Source organism: Paenibacillus taihuensis, assembly GCF_003386535.1.
Classification (GTDB): domain Bacteria; phylum Bacillota; class Bacilli; order Paenibacillales; family Paenibacillaceae; genus Paenibacillus_Z; species Paenibacillus_Z taihuensis.
Genome location: NZ_QTTN01000030.1, coordinates 48,101 through 70,603, shown reverse-complemented (window position 1 = coordinate 70,603; position 22,503 = coordinate 48,101). Strand labels below are relative to the sequence as shown.

The following is a 22,503-nucleotide window of genomic DNA, read 5'->3' as shown; positions in this document are numbered from 1 at the left end:
GCTTGCCAAACAAGCCGCCTGCGCGCCAGGCACTGTTTGCACGCCCGCCCCTCGCGCCGCGCGCAAACAAAAACAGAGTCAGCCCAGGCACAAGCCCAGGCCGACTCTTTTTCCTTATGGCAAAGCCACGCCGCGCGACGCGGTGTACAGGCTGTACCAGTCCTCGCGCGACAGGCGAAGCGTCGCCGCGTCCTTGCAGGCGCGGATGCGCTGCGGGTTGATCGTGCCGATAACCGGCTGGATGCCTGCCGGATGCGTCATCAGCCATGCGAGCACGATCGACTCCTTCGTCGTGCCGTGCTTCTCGGCCAGCTCGGCGACAAGCTTCGCCGTCTGCACGACGCTCTCGCTCTGACCTTCCAGCGAGCCGCCGGAATAGCGGCCTTGCGCGAGCGGACCCCATGATTGCAGCTGGATGTTCTCGAGGCGGCAGTATTCCATCGTGCCTTCCGGGAACACGTTGCTGCGCCATGCGTCCTGGTTGACGCTGACCGCTGTGTCGACGAAGCCGAGCTTGTGCAGGCTCATCTCCAGCTGGTTCACGATGAACGGCTCGTCGGTGTACGCCGACAGCAGGCGAATTTGCCCTTGGCTCATGTTCGACACGCCGAAGTGGCGCACTTTGCCGGACTCTTTCAGCTTCTGGATCGCGCTTGCCACATCCTCCGGATCAACGAGCGGATCTGGGCGGTGCAGCAGCAGAATATCCAGGTATTCTGTGCCGAGACGCTCCAGAATACCGTCAACGCTTTGCAAAATGTACCCTTCCGAGAAATCGAACCGATGCGGTCCGTTAGCATCGCCGAAGCGAATGCCGCACTTCGATTGCAGGATGAGCTGCTCCCGAAGCTCCGGACGTTCCTTCAGCAGCTGGCTGAACACGCGCTCCGCCTTGCCGGATGTATAGATATCGGCATGGTCATACATGTTAATGCCGATCTCAATCGCGGCATCCAGTGCATCATGCCCTTCCTTATAATGCTCCGCCGTAATCGGATTGCTTGCATTCCAGTCGCCGCCGAGTCTCATGCAGCCAAGTACGAGCTGGCTTGCCGGAATGCCGCGACGCTGAAGCGGGATCGCTTTTGTCATCTATAATCGTCCTCCAAATCGGTGTAAGATGATGCTTGCAATGTTACGCTGTTCTATTATTTCTTTCGCACTTCAGTACCCGTCCCATTATGGACCACACGCTTCCAAAATAAAAGTAGTGAAATTATTGATACGTAATGATACAAGGTATATATAGTGAACCGCAGTATAGCGTCTTTTTACTTGTTATCTCCTTCTGCCGCTGCCTGCAATTAAGTAGAACTGCACCTCATATCGGTAAGAATAGGCATACGCGCGCAAGGCATCATTTTGCTATAGTACCAGTATCGAGTGAAGGAGAGAACGGAGCAATGGCACAAATGACGAATCCGCTTACACGGATGAATGTCAGGCAGCAGATCATTCTGCTCTTTGTAATTATGGTTAGTCCCATCCTGCTCCTTCAATGGTATGGAAATACCCAGGCGGAGCTTATTTTGAAACGCCATGTAACGAACGCTTACGTGGAACTGAACAAGCAGAATACGACACTGCTGGGCCGGGAGATAGATACCGTTAACAAAATCACCACGACGATCATTCAGAACCCGCTCACCCAGCAGCTCGTACCGAATCCGAACGATACCGTGTTCGACCGGGTGCAGGAATATTCCAAGCTCGATAAGCTCATCGCGGGCTATTCGATCAGCGTCAACGGCGGGGAGGCGGTCTATTACAGTCTCTATATTTACGACCCGAACGACGAATACTATTTTGCTCCGAAAATCCCGATGACGCAGACCGGCGTCTACTTCTTCTCGGACCGCGACAAGCCGGAGTGGTTTGACGAGGCGGTCGCGCACAAGGGCGAAGGGTACATGAAGCTCATCCGCAACAATATCGGCTTCTCCACGCAGACGACGCTCGCATACATACGATCCGTGAACAATATTTCGAGCGGACATGGGGTTATCGGCGTGCTCGTTGCGACGAAAATGGATAAGAAGATCGGCGAATCGCTCCAGTCTGTCTCGCTGCCGGATGGCGAGATTTACTTCACCGATGCGAACAACCGCGTTCTAACCGCGACGATTCCGAACATGATCGGCCAAGTGCTGACCCTTCCGCCAGCCGCGGAAGGCAATACGGTCAAGGCGGAGCAGAACGAGATGAGCAGCTTCATTACGCCAGAGTTCATCTACGTCGTGAGCGACAACCACCTAGCCCAGCAGAAGCTGATCTATAAAATCTCAGTCAATTCCTTGCTCCAGCAGCAAAATGAACTGAAACGCGTCATTCAGCTCATCTCCATCGTATATACGATCTTCGGCATCATCGTCATTATCTATTTCTGGCGCTCGCTCATGACGCCGCTTCAGCGTCTCGCATACTTCGTCCGTTCCTACGAACCGGGCAAGCGAGTACCGGAAACGCCGGGCAAAGGCCGCAAGGACGAGGTCGGCGTCCTGATCTCATCGCTCTACGACATGGCGCGGCGTCTCAACACGCTCATTCATTACAAATACCAGATGGAGCTGAAGGAGAAGGAGTCCCAGCTTCAGCTGCTCTATCAGCAGATCAACCCGCATCTGCTCTACAACACGCTCGAGAGTATCTATTGGAAAAGCTCGCTGGAGGGCAACTCCGAATCCGCGGAGATGATCAAGGAGCTGTCGAAGCTGATGAAGATCAGCCTGAGCCGCGGACGCGAGCTCATTCAGCTCGAGGAAGAGATGGAGCATGCGCTTGCTTACATCAAGCTGCAGCAGAAGCGGTACGATTATGATTTTTCCGTCGTCTGGGACGTTCCGGAGGACTTGCTCCACAACCTCATTCCGAAGATTACGCTGCAGCCGCTGATCGAGAATTCGATCATTCACGGCGTGCGCAACATGGGCGAAGACGGCGAAATCACCATATCCGCCTCGAAGCTGGAACACGATAAAATACTCATTACCGTTGAAGATAACGGCTATAAGAAAGTCGATTTCGAAGCGATTGACCGGCTGCTGAACGAAGAGAAGGGCAACCCGTCTATCGGGTACGGCATTCGGAATTTGCACCAGCGGATTCAGCTTCATTTTGGCAAGAGCTTCGGCATCAGCTATCACGAACGGGCGGGAGAGCAGGGCACCGTCGTGCGCATCGTGCTCCCTCGCAGCGAACAAGAAGGAAACGCGCAGTAAAGGTTAAAAGGCGAAGATAAAGATACAGGCAAACGTAAAACAGGGGGCTAGCGATATGTATAACGTGCTTGTGGTCGACGACGAACCGCTAATTTGTAAGGGGCTGAGCAGCTTGCTCAGCTCTTCCGGGCTTGCGATCTCGCAGCTGTTCATCGCGCATAACGGCTATGAGGCGATGGATTATTTGCGCATGGAAGAAATCGATCTGCTTATTACAGACATTCAGATGGGCGAGATGAACGGCATCGAGCTGATGCATCAGGCGAAAATGATCAAGCCATGGGTGCAGGCGATTATTATTTCTGCACATGAGACATTCCAATATGCACAGCTTGCGATTCGGCTCGGGGCCAAAGATTATCTCATTAAGCCGCTGAACAGCGAGCAATTCCTTGATTCGGTGCGCAATGTGCTGCTCAATACAAACAAAACTGCAGCAGCGCAAGGCGACCTGCTGGCAGGGTTTCGGGAACAATTCCATCTCGAGCAGCCTTTGCCGGAACGGACGGAGCTATTGAATAAGCTGCTGAGCGAGTCATCGGAATCGGAAGCGAATGACACTGCTGCACTACTGAAGAGGGCGCACGGCACGATGCTGTCGGGGCCTTATTTTGCCGTGCTGCGCATTCAGCTTGGACGCTCTTCGGAGCTGCTGCAATACGCGGCGCTGAACATTGCGATGGAGCTGCTTGACCAGTCGTGGCAGCCGATTGCCTTCTACTCGCCTAACGACGAAGTGAGCATCATTATTCAGTGGGACGACAAGCGTTACGAAGAGAGCGGCACGAACAAAATCAACCAGCTCGACATGCTTGGCCGCAGCCTGCATTTCAATATTACGAAATATCTCGGCATCTCCTGCGTGATCGGCATCAGCCAAATCCTGCGGGGAGTACCGTTCTTAAGCGAGCTCGGCAAACAGGCGCAGAAGGCGCTTCTGTGGAACCGGGAGCAGAAGGACCATGGCGTGTTCTACTACGGCGACTTCAACTGGGCGCGTTATGAGCAGCAGGATCCGACGGTGGAGGAGCTGGATGCGCAGAACAACATTATCGTGGAGAAAGCGAAGAGCTACATTGACGAGCATTATGCCCAGAAGGGGCTAACTCTGCATGAGGTGGCGCAGAAGAATCACGTCAGCCCGAACTATCTCAGTTACCTGTTCAAGAAGAACACGGGCCATAACCTGTGGGAATATGTCATCAAGCTGCGCATGGAAGAGAGCAAGCGGCTTATTCTGACGACCGATCTGCGCCGTTACGAGATTTCAGAACGAGTAGGTTACGAGTCGCCGGAGCATTTTAGCAAAATATTCAAAAAATACTATGGGTTGAGTCCAACCGAGCTAAAGAAGTAGGATCGCCTATGATCCCCATAGAACTGCACATGTTCAGCCGCTTCGTGCGTCCCTACAATTAATTTGTAGGATTCACAACGAAAGAGGGGGCTATATGGGATCTATTGCGCGACTTAGGAAATATTTTTGGGGGTATACGTTTATCGTACCGGCCGCCGTCATCTTCATCTTGTTTCTATGGATGCCGATCGTGAAGGGGTTCGTGTACAGCTTCTACCACATTGATTTTGTAAAAGGCAACTCGTACGTCGGTTTCGGCAACTTCCGAACCGTCCTGCATGATCCGGATGTATGGACAGCGGTGAAGAACACGCTGTATTATATGTTTCTTTGTTTGATCATCGGCTTCTGGGTCCCGATCGTCTTCGCGATTGCGATCTCGGAGCTGAAACGATTCCAAGGGTTCGTTCGCGTTGCGGCATACTTGCCGAACGTTATTCCGGTGGTCGTCCTGTACGGCCTGTGGCGCTGGCTGTACGATCCGGTCGGCCCGATCAATGCGACGATTACGCAAATGGGCAATGACCCGATTGCGTTCATGACCGATACGAGATGGTCGATGGTATCGCTCGTCTTCATGGAGACGTGGCAGCAATTCGGCTCGGCGATGCTCATCTATCTGGCGGCAGTGCTCAGCATCCCGCGCGATCTGTACGAAGCGGCGGAAATCGATGGCGCAGGCGTGTGGAAACGGATTCGATATATTACGCTGCCGTTCATCCGCAACCTGATTGTCCTGCTGTTCATCCTGCAGCTCATCGCAACATCGCAAGGCTTCCAATCGCAGTTCGCCATGCTAGATGGCGGCCCGAACAATGCAACACTTACGTATGCGCTTATTATTGTCAAATACGCGTTCACAAGGCTCGATTACGGTTCGGCCTCCGCGCTTGGCGTTCTTATGTTCCTCGTACTGGGCGGACTTGCGGTGCTTCAGCACCGACTATCCAATAACAGGGAGGGCAACTAAGATGAAGAGCTATGATCGCGGAATTCTATCCCGATATGATTTGCAGCGGACGCCGAACAAGATCGTGTACGGAATAATGCTGCTCGTAATTACATTAATGGTATGCTCGATGCTTTATCCGATTCTGGTCACACTGTTTAACAGCTTCAAGAATAACGTAGAAGTCAACTCGTTCCCGCCGCACTTCCTGCCGCAGAAATGGGACTTCACGACATTCTCGAAGGGCTGGCATTACATTAAGCTGCCGCTGTTCTTCCGCAACACGATGATCATCTTCGCCGGCAACATGTTCATGACGGTCATCGTGCTCGGTCTTGCATCGTTCAGCTTGTCCCGTTTGAACCTGCCGGGGGGACGCGCTATCGGCTTCTTCTTCCTGGCGGCGCTGTTCATCCCGCCAACAACGTACATCATTCCGAACTTCGTCAACTTGAAGAATCTCGGCATGCTGGGTACATTCCAGGCGTTCTGGCTGCCCGCAGGCGCCAATGCGTTCTTCTTATTGCTCTTGAAAAACTTCTTCGACGGCATCAGCATGGAGTTGTTCGAAGCGGGACGCATGGACGGCGCTTCGGACCTGCGGCTGTTCCTGCGCATCGCGCTGCCGCTGTCGGTGCCGATCTTCTCGACGCTGGCGATCTTCGTCTTCTCGACCGCATGGAACGACTGGTTCTGGCCGTCGATGGTCATGCACACCGACCAGAAGCGCCCGCTCGCAACGGCGATTTACAACTATGTCATCAACGTGCGCAGACTAGACACAAACGTAAAGTTCGCGATGCTCACGATGGTCATGCTCCCGCCAATCGCGGTGTTCCTGTTCTTCCAGCGCTTCATTATCCGCGGCCTTCACATGTGCGGAGTCAAAGGCTAATTGCTTAAAAACTGAAATGAGGCTACCAGTTCCCGCTGCGCGTGCGTATCGTTGTTCCGATCGCTGTTGTAGTTTAGATTCCTTCCGATTCAATAAGACACTTAGATGTTGGAATCTAACTACAAAGGCGAACGCTAACGCTTCTGCACAATCGATACGCCCGCTTCGCTCTTGGTATCAACCCTGTTTAGATCAAGAGCATTCACCGCTGCGCGAAAGGAATTTATTTATAAACAATCATGATGCAGGGGGAATAATCCAGCATCATGGTTTTTCTGTTTCCCTCCCCTGTCGATTGTTTGTAGTGTCTCGATTTATTGGATACCAAGAGCGAAGCGGGCAGATCGATTGTGGAGAAACGGAGTGGTCGCCTAGGCGAAATGATATGCGTTGTCTAAACGACACATATCATTTGCGCCTTTGAAGTCCGATTCCTACAGCTAAATGTCTTATTGGATCAGAGGGAATCGGAACTTCAACAGCGATCGGAACAACGATCAGCCTGCGCAGCGGGAGTGGTATCCAATCTTTCGACAATCGTAGACCTGCACACAATCGAAATAATTTTACACATTCTGCTCGAGCAGCGCCTCCATTATGATGAGCATGTAAGCTAAATAAACGTGTGAAGGGGATAAAACATGCGAAAGGTACGTAAGGTTTCATTCGTTCTTACCAGCTTGTTACTTGTCGGCGGTCTGTTATCGGCTTGCGGCAGCTCGAACAACAACGGCGGCAACGACACAACAGGCGATGCAAACACAAGCACGAACACGAGCACAGATACAAGCACGAATACTTCATCGAACGCGGGCGGCGACAATGCGGCTGCAACGGATGATGCGGCTTCCAAGAAAGTGACGATCAGCATCTACTATCCGACTCCGGACCAAGTAGAGCGCAGAGCGCTGGAAGACGACAAAATCAAACGGTTCAACGAGCAATACCCGAACGTTGAAATCGTGAAGAGCGAATGGCAGTACAACCCGAACGAGATCGGTATCAAGATGGGTGCGAACGAAGCGCCGACTCTTTTCAATACTTATGCGACTGAAGGTAAATTCCTTGCTGAGCGCGGCTGGGCAGCGGACATTACGGACCTGTTCAACAACTACGAATTCAAGGATCAGATGAACCCGATCCTCCAGAAGCAATTCATCATTGGCGACAAAGTATACGGTATCGCACAGCAAGGCTATGTAACAGGCACGGTTGTGAACAAGAAAATGCTGACTGACAAAGGCGTAGCCGTTCCTGCGTTCGACTGGACTTGGGATGACATGCTGAACACGGCAAAAGCGGTTGCGGACCAGAAGAAAGGCATTTCCGGTATCGCGCCAATGGGTAAAGGCAACGAGGCTGGATGGAACTGGACGAACTTCTTGTTCGAAGCGGGCGGAGAAATCCAGAACGTAGCTGACGGCAAAGTAACGGCAGCATTCAACTCCGATGCAGGTCTCAAGGCGCTTGAGTTCTACCATAAGCTGGCTTGGGAAGCGACTGCAACGCCGAAGGATTTTGCACTAGGCTGGGGTGACGCTGTTGGCGCATTCGCGCAAGGCAGAACGGCAATGGTTATCGCAGGTCCGGACGGTCCGGTTGACCAAGGCTTGAACCAAGGCGGCATGAAGCCGGAAGACATTCTCGTTTACCCGATGCCTGCAGCTGAGAAGGGCGGCAAGCACACGGGCGTACTCGGCGGCGACTTCCTCGTAATCAACCCGAATGCAACGAAAGACGAGCAAGAAATGGCGTTCAAATACGCAACATTCGACTATTTCTCCGACAAAGGTCTGGAGTCGATCGAAGCAAGCATTAAGCAACGTAAGACAGATAACAAATACTTCGTACCGCCGGTTATCTCGTACTACACAGACAACTCCGAATATGGCCAGAAGGTGAAAGCAGTATTTGACAAGTACGACAACGTGTACCAATACAGCCCGGAAATTATGAGCCTGCTTGACGGTAAGCCGGAAGCGCAGTTCAACACGCAAGACTACTACGCAGAAATGACGAACGTCGTGCAAGAAGTATTCTCGAAGAAAGACGTCGACATCAAGGCTGAACTGGACAAAGCAGCGAAGACGGTTCAAGAGAAATTCTACAATACCATTAAAGTTGAATAGGCTATGACATCCTTATCGATTCGCGGGAAAAGAAGTCGAATCGCGGCAGCAGCGCTATTACTAATAGCGCTGTTGTCCGTTCTAGCGGTCCGCAGCGATTGGTTCGTTCAGCGGGCAGTCCAGTTTGATACGAAAGGCCAGCTGCTGGTCGTCGCCAATGACAGGTACGAGATTGCTTTTCAGAAAACGAATGGCGGCATTGCGTATGTGCGCGACAAAGCGGTGGGCAAGAACATCACGGTCGGCAACCGGAAGGGAGCTTTGTGGTGGGCTTTTCTCGAAGACAATACGTCCATTAACAGCGCCGAGGGAGCAAGCAAGTTCTCATACGAATGGCAAAAGAGTACCTCCCGTCTGCTGCTGCATTACAGCGGGAAGCTCGGCGTCGACGTTACGGCGAGCTTCGATGAAAGTAGCCAAATTCGGCTGAGCGCGGACGTGGTGAACAATACGGCGCAGACGCTGCAGTCATTCCGCTTCCCCTATGAACTGAAATTCGCCGCTGACGATGTGCTCGATGGAATGCTACCGATGCTGCCAGGCGCGAAGCTGAAGCCGGCCTTTTTCAAGGAAAATAACGCTTATGTCGATCAATATCCGGGTGTGATGTTCGCGGCATACACAGCGCTGCGGACAAGCGGCGGTAATCTGGCGGTCTATGACATCAGCGAGAAGCCGACGATTACGACGGAGCTTGGCTTCAAGAATCAGTCGGATGATGCCGGCTCGAGCGCGTTCGTGCACGAGTACAACATTTGGAGCGCACCGCAGGCGCATTGGCAGAGCCCGGTCGTCGTGCTGGAGGTCGGCAGTGACTATCCGGCGTCGATCGCGAGCTACCGCATGCTGAACGGCATCGACAAGTACCGTTCGCTTGCCGATAAGCTTGGAAGTGATCTAAGGCATACAGCAGAGCTGCCGATGCTAAAGCTCGATGTCGCCGCGCTTGGCAAGGAGACGTGGAGCACGCTCGCGAGCCGCTATGTCGATATGCTGCCTTACAGCGGCATGCTTCATCTCGTCGGCTTCCAGACTGGCGGGCATGACGAGAATTATCCGGATTTTATTCCGCCGGATCCGAAGTGGGGCGGGGCCAAAGCTTTTGACTACTTCATCAAGCATGCGAAAGAGAAGGGCAATCAAATCGTGCCGTACACGAACTTCTCGTGGTGGGGCGTTCATGCCAAGGCGCTGGCGAAGCTGCCTGACGGTGTGAAGCTTGACGATATCGTCGTGAAGAAGCCGAATGGCACGCTGATGAAGGAGGATTACGGCGAGCATAGCGGTTATGTCATGAACATGAACGATTCATTCGTGACGAACCGGATTGCAGAGGAGCATAAGAAGCTGCTGGATGCTGGCGTGAGCGGTATTTTCGAAGATCAATGGGGCATTCGGAATGCTCCGTTCATGAAGGACGGCGTGCAGCCGGACAATACCGATGCATGGTCCGCATACTTCGAAGGCGTCCGCAATTATTTCGTCAATGCAGGTGCGAAGCAGCGCATGTACACGGAGGATGGTACCGATGTGCTTGCGGGTGACAGCATTGGCTTCATGGGCACGAACTATCTGTGGGACCTGCTCGGCTACCGCAAGAACACGGCGACGTACACGGACTACTACCCGCTTGCAGGCATGCTGATGCGCGATAAAGTCATGTTCTATCAGCATAATCTGGCTGCGGAGACGATGACCGACAACAAAGATATGCTCCGCTGGAATGCCGCGATGGGCTACAACTTGAGCGGCGATCTCTATACAGGCGTGGCGAATCCGTGGATCGAGCTGATCGGTGTTTTCCAAAAGGTTGTTCTGGCGGGCTATGCGGATCAAGTGGTGCAAAGCTACGATTCGATCGATCCGACAACGACGCGCACCGATTTCGGGACGTACACCGTCATCGCCAACTGGGATACGGGCAACGGCTATGTACTGGATGACCAAACGACGCTAAGCAGTGGCGGCTTCGACATCGCTGCGAAGGACGGGAGCGTCCGCGCCGGAAGCTATACTCGCTACAACGGGTACAATCTGGACCCGGGCGAGCATTATTTGGCAGAGTCCCGCAGCAAAGACGAGATTCGTTTGTACCAGCCGATCGGCTCGGATACGACGGTTCGCTTTCGTTCCGGTGAAGGCTGGGCGCATGCAATCGCTGCTGCGTACGACGTGAGCGGGAAGAAGCTTGTAGATTTGCCGGTCACCGAGAATGGAGAGTTTGTACAGGTGGATTACATCGCGAGCATTAATAAGCACAAGACCGCCTATATTGCGCTCACGCCTTCGAAGTCGGCAAGCACGGTTAAGGATATTCCTTTCCATAAGGTGAAAGAGCTTACGAATCTTGCGCTTCGCCAGCCTTTCGAGTCGAGCACGAACGCGAATACGGAGCTGGTGGCGAAGCTTGCTGGGGACGGCGATGATTTCACCTACTGGGAGAGCGTCTCGAACAAGTTCCCGCAGGAGCTGATCGTGGACCTTGGCGACAGCAAGCAAGTGCAGAAGCTTGTACTGAAGCTGCCGCCGCTGGATGCCTGGGGCGCGCGTGATCAAGGCATCGAGGTACAGGGCAGCGAAGATGGTGAGCATTTCAAGGTCATTGCCGCGAATAAAGCTTATACATTCGATCCAGCGAAAGCAAATACTGTGGAAGCCCAGCTTGCCGCACCAGCGAGTGTCAGGTATGTAAGGCTTGTCTTTACGAGCAACACGGGCTGGCCGGCTGCACAGATTTCGGAGCTCCAAGTTTACGGCTCAAGCTAACTCATCGTCCGCACGCATACGAATTATACGGAATCGACACAAAACGCATGCTTTTACAGATGCGTTTCTTGTTTTTCCTGTTATAATGAAAGTAGGTATTTGGACGACGGGTGGCAAAGGAGAATTGCCGTGAACGAGGCGCAATTAGTAATGTTATCGAGGCAAGGCGATGAGACGGCCTTCAATAAGCTAGTCGAGCTGTATAAGGATAAGCTGTCTAGAATGGCCCATAAGATTCTCCGCAGCAAGACGGATGTGGAGGATGTTGTGCAGGAAACATTTTTGAAGGTGTACTTGAACCTGAACCGCTTCGATGAGAACAAACGGTTCTCAACCTGGATTTTTCATATCGCCAAGAACGTCTGCCTTGATTTGCTGCGCCGCCGCAAGACGCCGCCACTGCCGCTGGATCAGCCCGTTACCGCTCATTCCGAACAGAATCTGTCGCTTCACGATGTCATTCCGCATACCGCGCTTTCTCCGGAAGGCGAAGTCATCGAGCGGGAGCTGGCATCGAAGATGACGGAAGTCATAGAGAAGCTGCCCGAGAAATACAGAACCGTCGTATATCAGCGCTATGTGCTGGAGATGTCGATGGAAGATATCAGCCAGCTGAACAACATCCCGGTCAACACCGTGAAGTCGCGCATACATCGTGGCAAAGAGGCGATGAAGAAGCGGTGGGGCAAGTCGCTGCTGCTCTACTCGCTGCTGCTGTTCAATTTCTTGCTTCTTGTTATTCCTTAACTAAACACAAAGTGCCTATGTTCGTCCGATGGATGACTGGGCACTTTTTTTGTTCGTGAAAAGCCGTGGGGAGAGGGCGATAACTGGACGGGCTAGTCCGAGAGAACATATACGTTCTTTCGAGGTCGAGATGGTGTGGAATCGGAGCTGAGAGAACGCATACGTTCTCTCAGTAACTTTCATCATCGTGTGGGACTCGGACTCGGCTGAGTCATGCTTGCTGTGCTTGTGAAAAAATAGCGAGAGTCGTAAAATACGACTCTCAGCCTCAAAAGCGGCCAATTGTGCATCTGAGTGACGTAAAAAGCGACTCTCAGCGTTGCAAAGCCGCGTATTCCCGCCGTTTCGGGCTCTGAGAGACGGAAAAGCCGACTCTCAGCGAGGAAAAGGCGGGGATTCTGTGCTGAGAGTCGGATTATCCGTCTCTCGGCAAGACGACGCTCACGGAAGTGAAGCTGAGAGAGCTAAATACGATCTCTCAGCGCCGCAACCGCGCGGAAAAGAAACTGAGAGACCCAATTATGATCTCTCAGCACAAAAATACCTCGCTCGTCTCGGTGAGTTGTGCCTGAGAGAGTCAAATACGATCTCTCAGCGCCGCAACCGCATGAAAAAGAAACTGAGAGACCCAATAACGGTCTCTCAGCACAAAAATCCCTCTCTCATCGCGGCAATACGTTCTCGCATGCCTCATGCAATTTCCAGTAAATTACTAGCGTGTGCGGACACGAAAAATAGCCATTTTTTTATAAAATGTATAGCCAGTCAAGCGGCTGTGACGGTATAATAGCGTGAATGCGACAAGAAACGATACTTTTCGCACAGATTGACAAATCCCGATAATTCAGGTAGGATTAAAGGGATTAAGTTATTGCATCAGACAAAGAGTAGGGGAGAAACGTAATGAAAAAAGGGTTTTTGCTAGTAGCGGCACTTATTTTATTGTCTTCGTTGTTCGTCGGATGTTCCAAGAATGATAATTCTGCTTCCAATAATGGAGCGAAGAATGAAGCGGCGAATGCAAGCACGAATGCAGGCGGCGATGCAGGTAACGGGGCAGCTGACGCACCTAAGAAGAAGGTTGCGCTCGTGCTGCCGGAGAAGATCGGCGTTAACGCGTTCTTCGTACAGATGGACGAAGGCTTCAAGAAAGCCGGCCAAGAGTTTAATGTAGACGTGAAAACAATCGAATCGACAGACCCTGCCGCATTCGAGCAGAACCTTCGCGCTACGGTTGCTGAGAACTACGATCTGATCATTACAGCTACATTCCAAGCGGAAGATGCACTGAAGAAAGTGGCTGCTGAAAATCCGGACAAGCCGTTCGCGATTATCGATACCGTCGTTGATCTGCCTAACGTTCGCAGCGTTGTGTTCCGTGAGTATGAAGCTTCGTACTTGCTCGGCGCAGCTGCAGGCCTTGCGACTAAGACAAACAAAGTCGGCATGGTTGTTGCAATCGACGCACCGCTTCTGAAGAAATATACAGTAGGCTTCCAAGAAGGCCTGAAATATACGAACCCGAATGCAGAAATGCTCGTGAACTACGTTGGCGGCTTCACTGATCCAGCGAAAGCGAAAGAGCTTGCATTGCTTCAATTCTCCAAAGGCGCTGACTTCATCGCTGGCGCATCTGCAGTAGGCGACCTTGGCGTGTTCGAAGCAGCGAAAGAGAAAGGCTTCCACACTTCCGGCCAAGATATCGACAACACTGGCGTTGACCCAGATCACGTTGTACTCGCACAGCTGAAAAGTACAGATACAGTTGCATACGAAACGGTTAAATCGTTCGCAAACGGCGATTTCAAATTCGGTGCAGTTGACTACGGCTTAAAGGAAGACGGCGTTGGTCTTACTTACGTAACTCGTGACAGCAAGACTCCGCTTAACGCATTCATCGGTCAAGCGAACATCGATAAGCTGAAAACAATCAAGGATGATATCGTTTCGGGCAAGCTTGTTGTGAAGAACCCGCTCGCTCAATAAGTAATCGTTGCCGGCTGCGTGCATGATGTGATGCAGCCGGTTTCTTTCGATTTATAGATCTGCTAGTTTCGGGATATTTCGTTTGATAGAGATGAAAGGAGAGCGGGCGCATGTTGTTAAACATGGAGAACATATCCAAGTCGTACGGTCCTGTAAAGGCGAACTCGGACATCAATTTCACGCTCGGCAAAGGCGAAATTCATGCGCTGGTCGGCGAGAACGGCGCTGGCAAAACGACGCTGATGCGCATTCTCTACGGTATGGAGAAGCCGACGAGCGGATCCATTCTCGTAAACGGGAAGCCGCAGTCCTTCTCGACGCCGGCAGATGCGATTAAGAGCGGAATCGGCATGGTGCATCAGCACTTCATGCTGTTTCCGTCCTTCACGGTGGCGGAAAATATCGTCATCGGCCAGGAACCGGGCAAGTGGAACGGTTTTGACCGCAAAGCAGCGGTTGCCGCAGTTGAGGAGCTTTCGCGCCAATACGGCATGCCAGTTGATCCGAACCAGAAGGTAGAGAGCTGCTCGCTTGGCGTTCAGCAGCGAGTCGAAATACTAAAGGTGCTTTATCAAGGCGCAGACATCATCATTCTCGATGAGCCGACAGGCGTACTGACACCGCTGGAAGTAAAAGAGCTGCTTGTGGCGATTAAGCGTCTGGCGAGTCAAGGGAAGAGCTTCATTCTCATCAGCCATAAGCTGCAGGAGATTATGGAAGTGGCAGACCGCATCACCGTGCTGCGCGATGGTCGCGTAACAGGTGTTGTCGATGCGAAGCACACGGACATTGAACAAATTTCGCGGCTGATGGTAGGCCGGGATTTGGCGCAGATGCAGCGCAGCACTCCAAAGCTGGGCGCTCCGGTGCTGGAAGTGAAAGGCCTGACCATGCCTGGCGACCGAGGCAAGCCGCTTGTAGACGGCGCGACCTTCAAGGTGCATGCCGGCGAAATCGTCGGCGTCGCAGGCATATCGGGCAACGGCCAATCGGAGCTGATTGGCGCGATTGCCGGCTTGCAAGCCGCGAGCAGCGGACAGGTTACGCTGACAGGGCAAGACGTGACAGGCGCGCCCGTGCGGAAGATTCGCGAGCTTGGGCTTGCCCATATTCCCGAAGACCGCTACCAATGGGGCGCGGCGAAGGATGCCACGGTCGTCGAGAACGGCGTCATGGGCCATGCCCGCCGGCAGCAGCGTTTCGGCTTGATGCGCGGCCGCAGCATTCGCAAGATGGTCGAAGGCTGGGTGAAGCGCTTCGAGGTGAAGACAGGTTCACTCGATACGAAAGTGCAGTTCCTATCCGGCGGTAACCTGCAGAAGCTCATTGCTGCTCGTGAGCTGGCGCAGGGAACGCCATTTCTAATCGCGGCCGAGCCGACGCGCGGCGTCGATGTCGGGGCGATGGAGATGATTCATGGCGAGCTGCTGAAGCGCCGCGATGAGCAAGGGGCGATACTGCTCGTCTCCTCCGAGCTGACGGAAATCCTCAAGCTGTCCGACCGTATCCTCGTTATGAACGAAGGTCGGATCGTTGGCGAGCTGCCTTCCGATGAAGCGACGGAAGAACAAATCAGTCTATTAATGGCAGGAGGCAAGCGCCAGTGAACATCAGCAAACTTAAGAATGGCATAGGCGCGCTCGTTCAGCCTGTCGTTGCGATCCTGCTAGGTCTATTAATCGGTGCGATTGCGATTGCAATCGTTGGCGGCGACATCTCGCAGACGTATGCCGAGATGTGGAAAGGCGCCTTCGGAAGCTTCTACTTCTTCACGAATACATTGTCCCGCGCGACTCCGATCATCTTGGTCGGCTTAGGCACGACGCTCGCTTTCCGCGCTGGATTCTTTAATCTGGGTGCAGAAGGCCAGATGATTCTCGGCGGTCTATGTGCTGCGATCACAGCGCTCTATCTCCCAGGTCCAGGATGGGTAAAAATGATTGCCGCGCTCATCTCCGGTATCGTCGCAGGCGGCATCTGGTCCGCTTTCGCAGGCTGGATGGACGCGAAGTTCCGCATGAATTTGCTTATTACAACGCTCCTACTCAACTATATCGCATCGCTGTTTGCCGGCTATCTGGTTGCGTATCCGCTGAAGGATAATACGGGCTCGGCGGCGATGGCGCAGACGAAGATGATCGATCACAGCGCGTGGCTGCCGAAGCTGTTCCACGGCATGAGCCTCCATGCTGGATTCTTGATCGCCGTAGTTGGCGCGGTGCTGCTTTTCTTATATATGAGATTTACAGTCAGCGGCTATGAAGTGCGCATGCTCGGCAGCAATCCGCTGTTTGCCGCTTACGGCGGTGTGCAGCGCGGCAAACTCATGCTGTACAGCATGATTGCAAGCGGCGGCTTCGCCGGTCTTGCCGGCGCTGTCGAGGTGCTCGGCACGCAGTACCGTTACCTCGACGGCTCGCTGTCGACGCCAGGCTATGCGTGGTCCGGCATTATGGCGACGCTGCTCGCAGGCTCCCATCCGCTCGGAACCGTAGCGTCTTCATTGCTGCTTGCCGCACTGCAAACCGGCGGCATGGGCGTAGAGCGGAACACGGAAGTGCCGCTCGAGATCGCGAGCGTCATTCAAGCGACACTCATCTTGTTCGTCTCGGCGAAGATCAGCTATTCCTTCATTAAACGCAAGAAAGCGAGGGCTCAAGATGGATCAGTTGTTTGATGTGTCGCTGTTTAACTCAGCGCTGCGGATGGTTACGCCCATCCTGCTGGCCGCGCTTGGCGGCGCAATCTGTTCACGCGCAGGGCTGTTCAATGTCGGACTTGAAGGGCTCGTCCTCTTCGGGGCATTCTTCGCCATCGTTGGCAACTTTTTGACAGGCAGTGTATGGCTTGCTGTGTTGTTCGCTGTCGTGTGCGTCATGTTATTTTCGCTCATATTCGGTTATCTCAGCATTCATTTGAAGGCGAACGCCATAATCGTCGGTATATCACTGAACTTCCTGGCGCTTGGACTGACCTCGTTCTGCTTGCGGGCGATCTTCCATGTCAAAGGCGCTTACTACGATAAAGATATGAAGGGGTTGCCGCAGCTCGATATCCCGCTCATCAAGGATATTCCGTGGGGGGGCGGAGTGATTTCGGGACATTCGCCGCTCGTGTATCTTGCCATCATCCTCGTATTCGTGTTTCAATATTTCTTGTTTAGAACGGTTCGCGGCTTCCGCTTGCTGGCTGTCGGGGAGAACCCGGTGGCGGCGAAGAGCCTTGGCATTAAAGTAACGCGCATCCAGTACGGTGCCGTGCTGATCTCTGGCTTGCTGTGCGGCCTTGCAGGTGCGCAGCTGTCGCTCGGACAAGTAACCATGTTTACCGAAAATATGACGTCCGGACGCGGCTTCATCGCGCTCGTGGCGACGATGCTCGGACAGTCGAACCCGCTCGGCGTAGCGGCTTCGAGCATGCTGTTCGGCTTCATGGACGCGGTTAGCATCCGGCTGCAGGGGTTCTCGATGCCGACGAATTTTACGAACATGCTGCCCTATGTCGTGACGCTTGTGATGATGTTCTTCTTCAAGAACAAGAGCTATGTGCAGGAAGCGCGCAAAGCGAACGAAAGCTCCAGATAAAACGAGAAGCAGGAGGAATGCAGCTTGCATAATAAAGCGGAACGTTTGAAGAACGCGAGGGTTGTGGAAGTGGATCCGAATTTGGACCCGGAGCTGGCGCGTCGTCTGCCTCCGGGCCAGGCGCTGACTGAGCGTTTTCCTATTCTACATGAAGGTGAAGTGCCTCAATATGATCTCGATGCATGGACGTTCCGTGTATTCGGGGAAGTGGAGAAGGAGCTGACCTTCTCGCTCGAGCAGCTGAAGGCGATGAAACAAACGGATGTCGTCATCGACATTCACTGTGTAACGCGCTGGTCGAAGTTCGATACGAGGTGGGAAGGCATTCTGTTCAAGGACCTGCTGCCGCTGCTTGGCGTCAAGCCGGAAGCGCGCTACGTCATGGTTCATGCGGACAATGGTTATGAAACGAATGTACCGCTCGAGGATCTGATGGGTGACGAGGTTATGCTGGCGTTCGAATTCGACGGCAAGCCGTTGACGCCGAAGCATGGTTTTCCAGTAAGGCTGGTCGTCCCGCATCTGTATTTCTGGAAAAGCGCCAAGTGGGTGCGCGGTTTCGAGTTTATGAAGGAAGATCGGCTAGGCTTCTGGGAGCGTAATGGCTTCCATAATGTTGCTGACCCGTTCCGTGAAGAACGCTTCTCCGGCGAGGACCTTGGCCTGCCGGAAGATCTATGGGTGGATGTGGATTTTGACTAATGACACTTATGCCGATTTTGCAAATTGATACGGAAGACGCTGCTGAGTACGCAATCGTATGCGGCGATCCGAAACGCGCTGCACGGATTGCAGCCAAGCTAGAGCATGCGAGAGAGCTGGCGTTCAGCCGCGAGTATCGCACATTCACGGGCGAGATTGACGGCGTGCGCATTCTCGTGACGAGCCACGGCGTCGGCTCCGCTGGAGCAGCGGTCTGCTTCGAGGAGCTCATTCGCGCAGGCGTGAAGACGCTGATCCGCGTCGGCACAGCCGGCTCCTACTCCGAAGAGCATCCGGCCGGCAGCCTTATCGTCAGCACCGCGGCAGTTCGCGCGGAAGGGCTGACTCGTGCGCTCGTGCCGGACGGCTTCCCGGCTGTCGGCGACAGCGATGTGGTGAACGCGCTCTACGCGTCGGCGCAGGAGCAGGGCGGCATCGTCAAGAAAGGGCTGACCGTCTCGCTCGACGTCTTCTTCGCAGGCGTGGAGGAAGTGCCGCACAAGAAGTACAAACAAGCAGCCGTGCTCGCGGTCGAGATGGAGATCGCCGCGCTTTATGTGGTCGCTTCGCTGCGCGGCGCGCGCGCGGGCGCAATCGTGGCGCTGGACGGCTACGCGGACAGCGATCTCGCCGCCACGTACGATCCGCACACGAATGTCGTCGCGGATGCGGTCGAGCGTGAGATTAACGCGGCGCTTGGCGCGATTGTGAGACTGGCTAAGCAAGAGGCTTAGTCTCGGAGTCTATGGCTGAGACGTTCTGCTGTATATTGGATAAATCCAATATAGAAGTCCCTTTTTAAGCAAAAGTGGTGTCTATGTTGGATAAATCTACTTGCATTTGCTCAAAACCGCCATTTTTCGCCTATTTGCCCAAAAATGAGTGGAGAAATCCAATGTAGCTTAGCAAAAATGCTCATTTCGGATAATAAGAGTGGAAATATCCGACATAGCCAATATTGCATATGAGGAAGCGTACCTCTAGGTAAGACGAAGGTTGCTCCACTCTACAATCCAGAAAGGTATGTCCCCGCGGCCCGCGGGGCATACCTTTTTTTTAATAATTCGCCAAGGCATAACCGCCTGCTCAATCGGCAGCATGTCGGCATAGGATGATCACATTACTGGACAATGGAGCTGATAGATTTGGCCGTACAGATCGATGTGCTCATCCCGGCGATAGAGAAGGACCTTACGACGCTGCCGTATGTAATCAATGCCGTCCGCAAGCAAGTGAAGCATCCGATAGGCCGCATCCTCATTGTCTCGCCGAAGAAGTCCCGCATCATTGCGATGTGCAGGCGCAAGGGCTGCCGATTCGTCAACGAGAATACGGTGCTGCCGATCACGAAGAACGACATCAACTACCGATCCAAGCGATGGGAGCGCTCAGGGTGGCTCTTCCAACAGCTGTTGAAGCTGAGTGGCGATAAACTGTGCAGCTCGAAATACTTCCTGACGATCGACGCCGATACAGTGCTTATTCGTCCGCATGTCTTCCGGACCTCCAAAGGCCAAACGGTGTTTTACAGCCGCAATTGGAGCCAGCCGGAATATTTTCGCACCTATAGGAAGCTGATGGGGAGAAAGGAAACAGCGCCAAGATCGCTGGTCGCCCACTATATGCTGTTTGAGAAGACGAAGCTGCGGCAGATGAAGCGCATGATCGCGGCGAAGCACGGCATGAGCTGGTATCGCGCGATTATTCGCAAGATGGACCGCACGAAGCAGTTCGCGTTCTCCGAGTTTGAGACGTACGGGAACTACGTGTATACAGGCAACCCGAAGGCCGTGCAGCTGCGCAAGACGCTTAACCGCAGCTTTAACATGAGCATTACCCAGATGCCGCAAAAACGGATGCAGGCACTTTCGCGCAAATATCGCTCACTCTCCTTCCACAAGCGCAAAGGCTACTCCAGAAAGACGACTTCGAAGAAACGCCGTTAAGGGAGAGGGGGTGTGAGAGATGCGAATTGTTTTGCTGTGCGGCGGCTCGGGGAAGCGGTTATGGCCGTTGTCGAATGAGGTCCGTTCGAAAATCTTTCTGAAGCTGCTTCCTGCGAACGCTTCTAACGCAGGTAACGCGGAGCCAAGCAAGGAGTCGATGATTCAGCGTGTGTGCCGGCAGCTGGAGGAAGCCGGACTGCTGACATTCGCTTCTGTTGTGGCGCATCGAAGCCAGGCGGAGATTACGCTCCACCATATCGGCAACCGCATCCCGTTTATCGCGGAACCGCATCGGCGGGGGACGTTCTCGGCGATTGCGTTGGCCGGAGCATACTTGCATGCCAAGCAGCTGGCAGAGCTGGATGAGACAATTTGCGTCATACCGGCGGACCTGTATGCAGATGTCGATTTCCTGAGCACGCTGTGCCAGTTTCCGTCTGTCCTTGCAGCGTCGGGAGCAGAGCTCGCCCTCCTCGGAGTGAAGCCGAAGCATCCCTCCACTCAGTTCGGCTACATTGTTCCAAAGCCAACGAAACAGTCCGATCCCGCACTCGTATCAGATGCCGCTTCTGCCGCCCCATCAGCCGGTTATGCCATGGTCGAGCAGTTTACAGAGAAGCCGGACGAAGCGACAGCCGCCCGGCTCATCGACCGCGACGCCATGTGGAACTGCGGAATATTCGCATTCTCGCTCCAATTCCTATTAGATACGATGGTACGCAAAGCTCTGCCGACCGACTACGACGAGCTGCTCGCCTGCTACGAACAGCTCCCTGAGCAAAGCTTCGATGTTGAGGTGGTGGAGAAGATCGCAGCAGCGGCAGTCATTCCATATCAGAGAGAGTGGAAGGACTTAGGGGACTGGAACGTGCTCCCTCATTACTTGGGCAGTGGCGACTCGAATGTGGTAGGCGCAGGGAGCGTGTCGGATGATTCGACCGGCACGCACATCGTCAATGAGCTGCAGCAGCCGATCCATGTCATCGGCGTGCCGAATGTCATTGTCGCTGCCAGCGCAGACGGCATTCTTGTCGCCCACAAGCAGGCAGCGAACCGGATCAAGTCGCTGCGCCAGGATGGGCAGCGGCCGATGTACGGCGAAGAGCGGTGGGGCAGCTACAGCGTTCTCGATTATACGTTGCCGGGGCAGCAGCCTCAGACGGTGACGCGCATGATCGAGATGCTGCCGCTGAAGCATACAAGCTATCATGCGCATCAGCAGCGGGAGGAGTGCTGGACAATCCTCTCCGGCACAGGGGAGTTTATTATGGAAGCGGTCAAGCGCCAGGTGCAGGCCGGGGATATGCTGCGCATCCCGGCTGGGGCAAAGCATGCGATACGCGCAAGCTCGGCGCTTGCCTATATCGAGGTGCAGATCGGGACGGAGATAGCCGAAGGAGATGTGCTTCAAGTTACAGCAGACTGGGACAGCATATTGCGCAGCTGCAAGCAGGATGGGGACGATCCGTTCAGCACCAAGACATGAAGGGGAACTACGGCATGAGCCGCAGGTCCCTTTTTTCTTTTGACAAAGAAGATTCTCACATGCTATGTTAGGTTTAAATTGTTTAACAAAAAAGGGGGTTGCTGCCATGTTAGTCGTAACAACAGAAGGGATTGCCGGACACCGGATCGAGAAAGTGCTCGGACAGACGTTTGGTGTTGTTGTACGAAGCCGCGGACTTGGCGGGAATATTACGGCGTCATTCCGCAGTTTATTTGGGGGGGAAATTAAGGAGTATACGGAAATGATCGAGGACGCTCGGAAGGCGGCGATCGATCGCATGATTCAAAATGCGCATGCAATGGGAGCGAACGCGATCGTCATGATGCGCTTCGATTCCGGAGAGATCGGGCAGACGATGTCCGAGATCGTTGCATACGGTACAGCTGTAATTGCGGAGAAGGAGTAGCAATGTCGTACTTTTTGAGCATATATTTCGGCATTCAGCTGCTCATCGTCATCCTTGCCGCCGCAGGCACGATCTGGTTTCGGCGCAGACGGCTGGCCAAAAGGTCGAACCAGCCGCCAAGCGGATTTCAGCGCACGGCTGAAATCTTCATCGATCCGACGACCGGAATCAAGCAGCAGGTGTGGTTCAACCCGAGGACAGGCGAACGATTCTATCAAACACTCGAATCGTAGGCAATGATCTCGATCGGCACAGCTGTATGCCCATTGTTTGCGGCAGTAACGAAAATAAGCGACTATTCAACTGGAGCG

Annotated in this window: 18 protein-coding genes; 17 read left to right on the top strand and 1 reads right to left on the bottom strand. The window is 53.7% G+C overall.

All coding sequences use genetic code 11. The features are described 5' to 3' along the window. Positions 1 to 114 precede the first annotated feature (114 nt). Positions 115 to 1,092, bottom strand: a complete 978-nt coding sequence (locus A8990_RS21745; RefSeq protein ID WP_116191156.1) for an aldo/keto reductase — start codon at positions 1,090 to 1,092, stop codon at positions 115 to 117. Between the two features lie 311 nt (positions 1,093 to 1,403). Here A8990_RS21745 and A8990_RS21740 point away from each other — a divergent pair, with 311 nt between their 5' ends. From A8990_RS21740 to A8990_RS21660, 17 genes are all read left to right on the top strand, one after another. Next, positions 1,404 to 3,218, top strand: coding sequence for a cache domain-containing sensor histidine kinase (locus A8990_RS21740; RefSeq protein ID WP_245996144.1), 1,815 nt, complete (start codon positions 1,404 to 1,406; stop codon positions 3,216 to 3,218). Positions 3,219 to 3,273: 55 nt separating this feature from the next. After that, positions 3,274 to 4,575: a response regulator transcription factor gene (locus tag A8990_RS21735; protein WP_116191155.1), complete on the top strand. Its 1,302-nt coding sequence runs from the start codon at positions 3,274 to 3,276 to the stop codon at positions 4,573 to 4,575. Between the two features lie 94 nt (positions 4,576 to 4,669). After that, a complete protein-coding gene (locus A8990_RS21730; RefSeq protein ID WP_116191154.1) occupies positions 4,670 to 5,545 on the top strand; it encodes a carbohydrate ABC transporter permease in 876 nt (291 codons plus the stop codon). Between the two features lies 1 nt (position 5,546). Then, positions 5,547 to 6,419: a carbohydrate ABC transporter permease gene (locus A8990_RS21725; RefSeq protein ID WP_116191153.1), complete on the top strand. Its 873-nt coding sequence runs from the start codon at positions 5,547 to 5,549 to the stop codon at positions 6,417 to 6,419. Between the two features lie 641 nt (positions 6,420 to 7,060). After that, positions 7,061 to 8,548: an ABC transporter substrate-binding protein gene (locus A8990_RS21720; protein ID WP_116191152.1), complete on the top strand. Its 1,488-nt coding sequence runs from the start codon at positions 7,061 to 7,063 to the stop codon at positions 8,546 to 8,548. A gap of 3 nt (positions 8,549 to 8,551) precedes the next feature. After that, positions 8,552 to 11,314, top strand: coding sequence for a discoidin domain-containing protein (locus A8990_RS21715; RefSeq protein ID WP_116191151.1), 2,763 nt, complete (start codon positions 8,552 to 8,554; stop codon positions 11,312 to 11,314). A 150-nt stretch (positions 11,315 to 11,464) separates the two neighbouring features. Beyond that, positions 11,465 to 12,061: a sigma-70 family RNA polymerase sigma factor gene (locus A8990_RS21710; protein ID WP_147306846.1), complete on the top strand. Its 597-nt coding sequence runs from the start codon at positions 11,465 to 11,467 to the stop codon at positions 12,059 to 12,061. A gap of 903 nt (positions 12,062 to 12,964) precedes the next feature. After that, complete coding sequence (locus A8990_RS21705; protein WP_116191149.1) at positions 12,965 to 14,047, top strand: BMP family lipoprotein; 1,083 nt, start codon at positions 12,965 to 12,967, stop codon at positions 14,045 to 14,047. Positions 14,048 to 14,157: 110 nt separating this feature from the next. Further along, positions 14,158 to 15,654 (top strand): ABC transporter ATP-binding protein, encoded by a 1,497-nt coding sequence (locus A8990_RS21700; protein WP_116191148.1) that lies wholly within the window; start codon positions 14,158 to 14,160, stop codon positions 15,652 to 15,654. Positions 15,655 to 15,656: 2 nt separating this feature from the next. Then, entirely contained in the window at positions 15,657 to 16,724 is a 1,068-nt protein-coding gene (locus A8990_RS21695; RefSeq protein WP_116191170.1) for an ABC transporter permease, read from the top strand. After that, a complete protein-coding gene (locus A8990_RS21690; RefSeq protein ID WP_116191147.1) occupies positions 16,708 to 17,631 on the top strand; it encodes an ABC transporter permease in 924 nt (307 codons plus the stop codon). The genes A8990_RS21695 and A8990_RS21690 overlap by 17 nt, the downstream gene beginning before the upstream one ends. A gap of 24 nt (positions 17,632 to 17,655) precedes the next feature. Next, on the top strand, positions 17,656 to 18,333 hold the full coding sequence (locus A8990_RS21685) for a sulfite oxidase-like oxidoreductase (RefSeq protein WP_116191146.1): 678 nt from the start codon (positions 17,656 to 17,658) through the stop codon (positions 18,331 to 18,333). Next, a complete protein-coding gene (locus A8990_RS21680) occupies positions 18,333 to 19,067 on the top strand; it encodes a nucleoside phosphorylase (RefSeq protein WP_116191145.1) in 735 nt (244 codons plus the stop codon). The genes A8990_RS21685 and A8990_RS21680 overlap by 1 nt, the downstream gene beginning before the upstream one ends. A 411-nt stretch (positions 19,068 to 19,478) precedes the next feature. Beyond that, complete coding sequence (locus tag A8990_RS21675) at positions 19,479 to 20,279, top strand: DUF6492 family protein (RefSeq protein ID WP_245996143.1); 801 nt, start codon at positions 19,479 to 19,481, stop codon at positions 20,277 to 20,279. Positions 20,280 to 20,298: 19 nt separating this feature from the next. Continuing rightward, on the top strand, positions 20,299 to 21,765 hold the full coding sequence (locus A8990_RS21670; protein WP_116191143.1) for a sugar phosphate nucleotidyltransferase: 1,467 nt from the start codon (positions 20,299 to 20,301) through the stop codon (positions 21,763 to 21,765). A 106-nt stretch (positions 21,766 to 21,871) separates the two neighbouring features. Beyond that, on the top strand, positions 21,872 to 22,192 hold the full coding sequence (locus tag A8990_RS21665) for a heavy metal-binding domain-containing protein (RefSeq protein WP_116191142.1): 321 nt from the start codon (positions 21,872 to 21,874) through the stop codon (positions 22,190 to 22,192). 2 nt (positions 22,193 to 22,194) lie between these two features. Further along, positions 22,195 to 22,425: a hypothetical protein gene (locus A8990_RS21660; RefSeq protein WP_116191141.1), complete on the top strand. Its 231-nt coding sequence runs from the start codon at positions 22,195 to 22,197 to the stop codon at positions 22,423 to 22,425. Positions 22,426 to 22,503 lie beyond the last annotated feature (78 nt).